Genomic DNA, 4,899 nt, shown 5'->3' on the forward strand with positions numbered 1-4,899 from the left:
AGTGCCGGCATTCGTCGGCGATCTCGGTGAGGGCGAACTGGAACTCGGAGTTCGCGGGGTTCTTGACGTACTGGTCGCGCAGGATCATCTGCTGCAGGATCATCTCGAACCAGATGCCGGTGCTCATGATCGAGCACACCTCGTGCCTGGTGAGCGTGATGCGCTGCTGCTCGGTGAGCTCGTCCCACAGCGGCGTGCCGTAGAGCGTGCTCCACTCGGGGTTCAGTCCGTGCTGATCGGCCGGCAGGGGGCTGTCCCAGTCGATCTCGGTCATCGGGTCGTAGGACAGCATCTGCGACGATTCGAGCAGGCGACTGGAGAAGTCCTGCTCCACGCCCTGGCCGGCAACATCGACGGCGGTCATGCCCACACCTCCGCACTACGGTGTACTCGGAGTAACAGGAACACGAATGTACCCCATAATTTCCCGTTGCAGAACACCATGTGCTGGGCGGTGCAGGTAGCGGAACCTCAGACGTCGCCTGGACTCCGTGCGCCACTCCTGATGTGTTCCGCTTACCCCTGGGGTGGACATCGGTGTCGCGGCGTACTCGCCAGACGACGTCTGAGAACCCGCGGCGGTGCCAGCGGCGAGAGTGATGCTCATACCTCGCGGCCGGCGCCGCTTGCGCAGAGATTCGTGGTGTCAATCAGGAGTTGTCGCGGGTCTTGGCGGACTTCTCGGCCTTGGCCGCCTTGCGGGCCTGCGCCCGCTCCTCCTCGCGACGCGCTTCGACGCGGGTGGTGCGTTCCAGGTGGAGCCACTCGGGGTCCTCGTCGCGGATCGCGTTGATCTGCTCGGTGGTCAGCGGGTCCGCGTAGCCGTTGCGGGTCAGACCGCTGATCGAGATGCCCAGCTTCGCCGCGACGACGGGGCGCGGGTGCGGACCGTTGCGGCGCAGGTCCCGCAGCCACTCCGGCGGGTCGGCCTGCAGCGCGTTGAGCTCGTCGCGCGAGACGACGCCCTCTTGGAAGTCGGCGGGGGTGGCCTCCAGCAGGACACCCAGCTTCTTGGCCGCCGTGGCGGGCTTCATCGTCTGGACGGTTTTGCGCGACGTCATCCGACCAGCGTAACCGGCGACTCCGGCCGGTAGTCTGGGCAGGTGACAGAGTCGGCCCCGTCCTTCGACCTCGCCTACGTCCCCGGCATCACGCCCGACAAGTGGGCGCGCAAGTGGCAGGAGCGCGAACCCCTCGTTCCCCTCAACCTCGTCCAGACCGCGGCCGCCGAGGCGCCCGGCCTGGTCCGCGACGGTGAAGCCGACGCGGCGCTGCTGCGGCTGCCCATCGACCGCACCGGGCTGCACGCCATCCCGCTCTACACCGAGCAGACCGTGGTCGTGGTGCCCAAGGACCACGTGGTCGCCGCCGCCGACGAGGTCACCTCCGAGGACCTCGCCGAGGACGTCCTGCTGCACCCGCTCGACGACACCCTCGACTGGGAGTGCCCGCCGGGACTTCCCGCGGTCGAGCGCCCCGCCACCACGGCCGATGCGATCGTGCTGGTCGCCGCCGGAGTCGGGCTGCTGGTCGTGCCGCAGTCGTTGGCGCGGCTGCACCACCGCAAGGACCTCACCTACCGGCCGATCACCGACGCGCCCGAATCCACCGTCGCGCTGAGCTGGATCGAGGACGAGACCACGGACCTGATGGAGCAGTTCATCGGGATCGTCCGCGGTCGCACGGTCAACAGCACCCGGGGCAAGCAGCAGCCCGAACCCGCCCGCAAGACCAAGAAGGCCCCCGCCAAGCCCGCCGCCGCCCAGGCGCGCAAGCCGGCGTCGCGTCGCGGTCCGGCTCCGGGCAAGGGGCGCAAACCGCGTCGCCGCTGACCCACGGGCGGGTGACTCACGTGGAATGCGGGCCGCGCTCGTGATGTTGTCGTGGTCACGATCCGGTTCTGCGATGGAGGTACGGAGATGCCGTTGACTGGCGAGTACGAACCGAGCCCGACCGAGTTCGTGCGCGATCAGGTCGAGAAGTACGAGAGCTCCGGCGGTACCGAAGGCACCACGATGCACGGGTTCCCGGTCGTCGTGCTGACCACCAAGGGCGCCAAGTCCGGCAAGATCCGCAAGGCGCCGTTGATGCGCGTCGAGCACGACGGGCGCTACGCCGTCGTCGCCTCGTTGGGCGGGGCTCCGCAGAATCCCGTCTGGTACCACAACATTCGCGCCAACCCGCGCGTTGAGCTGCAAGACGGCCCGGAGCGGGGGGACTACGAGGCGCGCGAGCTCAGCGGCGAGGAGCGCGAGCTGTGGTGGGACCGCGCGGTCGCGGCCTTCCCGAACTACGCGGAGTACCAGACCAAGACCGAGCGGACCATCCCCGTCGTCCTGCTGGAGCCCGTCTCGTCCTGAGCGAGCTCCCGCGACAGCGGAGAACGGCTTCCGGGAGCGCCCCGGAAGCCGTTCTCCCGCAGCAGATCACGACCCGGTGGTGGCCATCGGCTCGCCGTTGGCGCGCTTGGCGCGGCCGCGCGAGATCAGCCACCAGCCCAGCGCGATCACCGCGACGATGGCGGGGATCGAGAAGAACGCGATCCGCTCGGCGCCGTCGGAGAAGCCCATCAGAGCGATCACCAGGGCGAGGAAAGCCAGCGTGGCCCAGCCCGTGTAGGGCGCGCCGGGCATCCGGTAGCTCGGCCGCTCGATCTCACCGCGCATGGCCCGGGTCCGCAGCCGCATCTGGCAGATCACCAGCGTGGCCCAGGTCGCGACCACACCGAGAGAGGCGATCGCGGTGGCGATCTCGAACGCCTGCTCCGGCACGATGCCGTTGAGGATGACGCCGAGCACGAAAGCAGCTGCGGTGAACAGGATTCCGCCGTAGGGAACGCGGCGCTTGTTCATCTTCGCGGCGAACTTCGGCGCCTCGCCGTCGTTGGCCAGCGCCCGCAGGATGCGGCCGGTCGAGTACAGACCGGAGTTGCACGACGACAGCGCGGCGGTGAGCACCACGGCGTTCATCACGTCGCCGACGCCAGGGATCCCCAGGCGGGAGAACACGGTGACGAACGGGCTCTCGTCGGCGCTGAAGACCGTCCACGGCAGCAGCATCGCCAGCAGCAGCACCGAACCGACGTAGAAGATGGCGATCCGCCACACCACGCCGTTGATGGCCTTGGGCAGCACCTTGTGCGGGTCCTTGGCCTCACCCGCGGTGATGCCGACCATCTCGATCGCCGAGTAGGCGAAGACCACCGACTGCAGCGCCATCAGCGTGATGCCGAAGCCGCTGGGGAAGAAGCCGCCGTGCGAGGTGAGGTTGGCCGGTCCCGCCGGTGCACCGCCGATGTCGGTGGCGGTGAACACCAGGCCCAGACCCACGACCAGGAACACCAGGATCGCCAGCACCTTCACCAGCGAGAACCAGAACTCCAGCTCGCCGAACAGCTTCACCGACACCAGGTTGACCGCCAGCAGCACGCCCAGCGCGATCAGCGCGGTGATCCACTGCGGCAGGTCCGGCAGCCAGCGGTGCACGTAGATCGCGACCGCGGTGATCTCGGCGATGCCGGTCATCGCCCAGTTCAGCCAGTACATCCAGCCGGAGGCGAAACCCGCCCAGGGGCCGATGAACTCGCGTGCGTACTCCACGAAGCTGCCCGCGACCGGGCGGTACAGCACCAGTTCACCGAGGGCGCGCATGACGAAGAACGCCGCCAGACCGCACAGCGCGTAGGCGACCACCAGCGAGGGGCCGACCGCGGCGAGCTTGCCTCCTGCACCGAGGAAGAGCCCGACGCCGATCGCTCCGCCGATGGCGATCATCTGCACCTGGCGGTTGCCGAGCGACTTCGAATAGCCGTCGGCGTCGGTCGTGGGCGCAGCATCCTGCCCCGACCGCAACGATGAATCCACGAAAACCAAGTCCCTTCGTGACCAGGACACGCCGGAGAAAAGCGACGTCCAGGCGTTTTTCGTGCCGGTGCTAGGTCATCCGGCGGGGCGATACTAGTCATCGGAAATTCGCGTCCGCGTTGCGCGCGAGTCGGTTCCGCGTGGTTCTCGGGAGTCTTTCCCAGAACCCCTCTTCTGTGTTCCAGGTCTCGTCGTCCCTGGTGGACGGTCGTTCCGGTGATCCGGGGAGGGCTCCGCTACGCCGTCCAGGTGCGCGCGACGTCGGCGTTCGTCGTCATCGCGCGCCCATCAAATGGGAAATTCCCGAGCGTTCTCCTTGATCCGAAAAGGGAAGAACAGGGCGAAACCGCGCGGGGTCGGGCAATTCGAGGGATTCCGTCCGCTTTCGCTCCGGGGCTGAATGGTCTCGCGCGCGAGGGCGGTGTCCGGTCGCGAACGCTGCGTCGTCAGCGCGTCGCCGCGGCCACGCGCGGTAGCGGGGAGGTCGGCGTCACCGCCGCGGCCGCGTCGCGCCGCTCGATTCGTGCTCGCACGCCCTCGAAAGCGACTTCCAGGAGGGGCTGAAATGTGACCCTGCTTACGGGGCAACAATTCGTGCTCGCCCGATTACTCCCTGGCTCCAGGGGCTCGCCACGCTCCGTCTATTGCCTGCTCGCGTTTCGCATCGCAATTATTGCGGCGCGTGCGCGGCCGTTTACGGATAGTTTTCGATGTGGGGAGTTGATCGCTTCTTCGTGATCGTGATCCGTGCCTGTGACCAGGGGGGACGATCACGTGACGCGCAGTGAGATGGTGGTGCGGGCCTCAATAGATTGCTCCATTCGGCCCATTAAAGGATCGTCGCTTGGCGTAAGGATATGAAGTTGTAATGATCCCGCCTTGAAACGGAGACCTAGATGCCCCGGCTCGCAGTTGCGGTTGTCCCGTTCGGATTGGCCGCAGCCCTGGGCCTCGGTGCATTGGCAAGCGCCGAAACATCGACCCCGCACAGCGTGGACGCTGCCGCGCAACCGGTCGGTGTGCAGAGCCCCGCCCC

General features: G+C 67.6%; 5 protein-coding genes. 2 read left to right on the top strand and 3 right to left on the bottom strand.

The genetic code is table 11. The features are described from left to right. Together E1202_RS30940 and E1202_RS30945 are read right to left on the bottom strand one after the other, a co-directional pair. Nucleotides 1-364: diiron oxygenase (locus E1202_RS30940; RefSeq protein ID WP_132686850.1), on the bottom strand; the 364-nt coding region annotated here is incomplete at its 3' end. Nucleotides 365-650: 286 nt separating this feature from the next. Further along, nucleotides 651-1,061: a DUF5997 family protein gene (locus tag E1202_RS30945; RefSeq protein WP_132686851.1), complete on the bottom strand. Its 411-nt coding sequence runs from the start codon at nt 1,059-1,061 to the stop codon at nt 651-653. 42 nt (nt 1,062-1,103) lie between these two features. On the opposite strand from E1202_RS30945, the gene E1202_RS30950 reads away from it, so the two are divergent. Both E1202_RS30950 and E1202_RS30955 read left to right on the top strand, forming a co-directional pair. Next, nucleotides 1,104-1,832 (top strand): LysR substrate-binding domain-containing protein, encoded by a 729-nt coding sequence (locus E1202_RS30950; protein WP_132686852.1) that lies wholly within the window; start codon nt 1,104-1,106, stop codon nt 1,830-1,832. A gap of 87 nt (nt 1,833-1,919) precedes the next feature. Then, the gene (locus E1202_RS30955) at nt 1,920-2,360 is read left to right on the top strand and encodes a nitroreductase family deazaflavin-dependent oxidoreductase (RefSeq protein WP_132686853.1); all 441 of its coding nucleotides are present in this window, start codon (nt 1,920-1,922) and stop codon (nt 2,358-2,360) included. 66 nt (nt 2,361-2,426) lie between these two features. On the opposite strand, the gene E1202_RS30960 is transcribed toward E1202_RS30955, so the two are convergent. Beyond that, complete coding sequence (locus E1202_RS30960; RefSeq protein WP_408007735.1) at nt 2,427-3,863, bottom strand: amino acid permease; 1,437 nt, start codon at nt 3,861-3,863, stop codon at nt 2,427-2,429. Nucleotides 3,864-4,899 lie beyond the last annotated feature (1,036 nt).

It is taken from the genome of Saccharopolyspora karakumensis, from assembly GCF_004349225.1.
GTDB lineage: Bacteria > Actinomycetota > Actinomycetes > Mycobacteriales > Pseudonocardiaceae > Saccharopolyspora > Saccharopolyspora endophytica.

Bases quoted from the DNA above. Each gene is read 5' to 3' on its own strand.
- E1202_RS30945 (WP_132686851.1), bottom strand. From the start codon at position 1,061: ATGACGTCGCGCAAAACCGTCCAGACGATGAAGCCCGCCACGGCGGCC.
- E1202_RS30955 (WP_132686853.1), top strand. From the start codon at position 1,920: ATGCCGTTGACTGGCGAGTACGAACCGAGCCCGACCGAGTTCGTGCGC.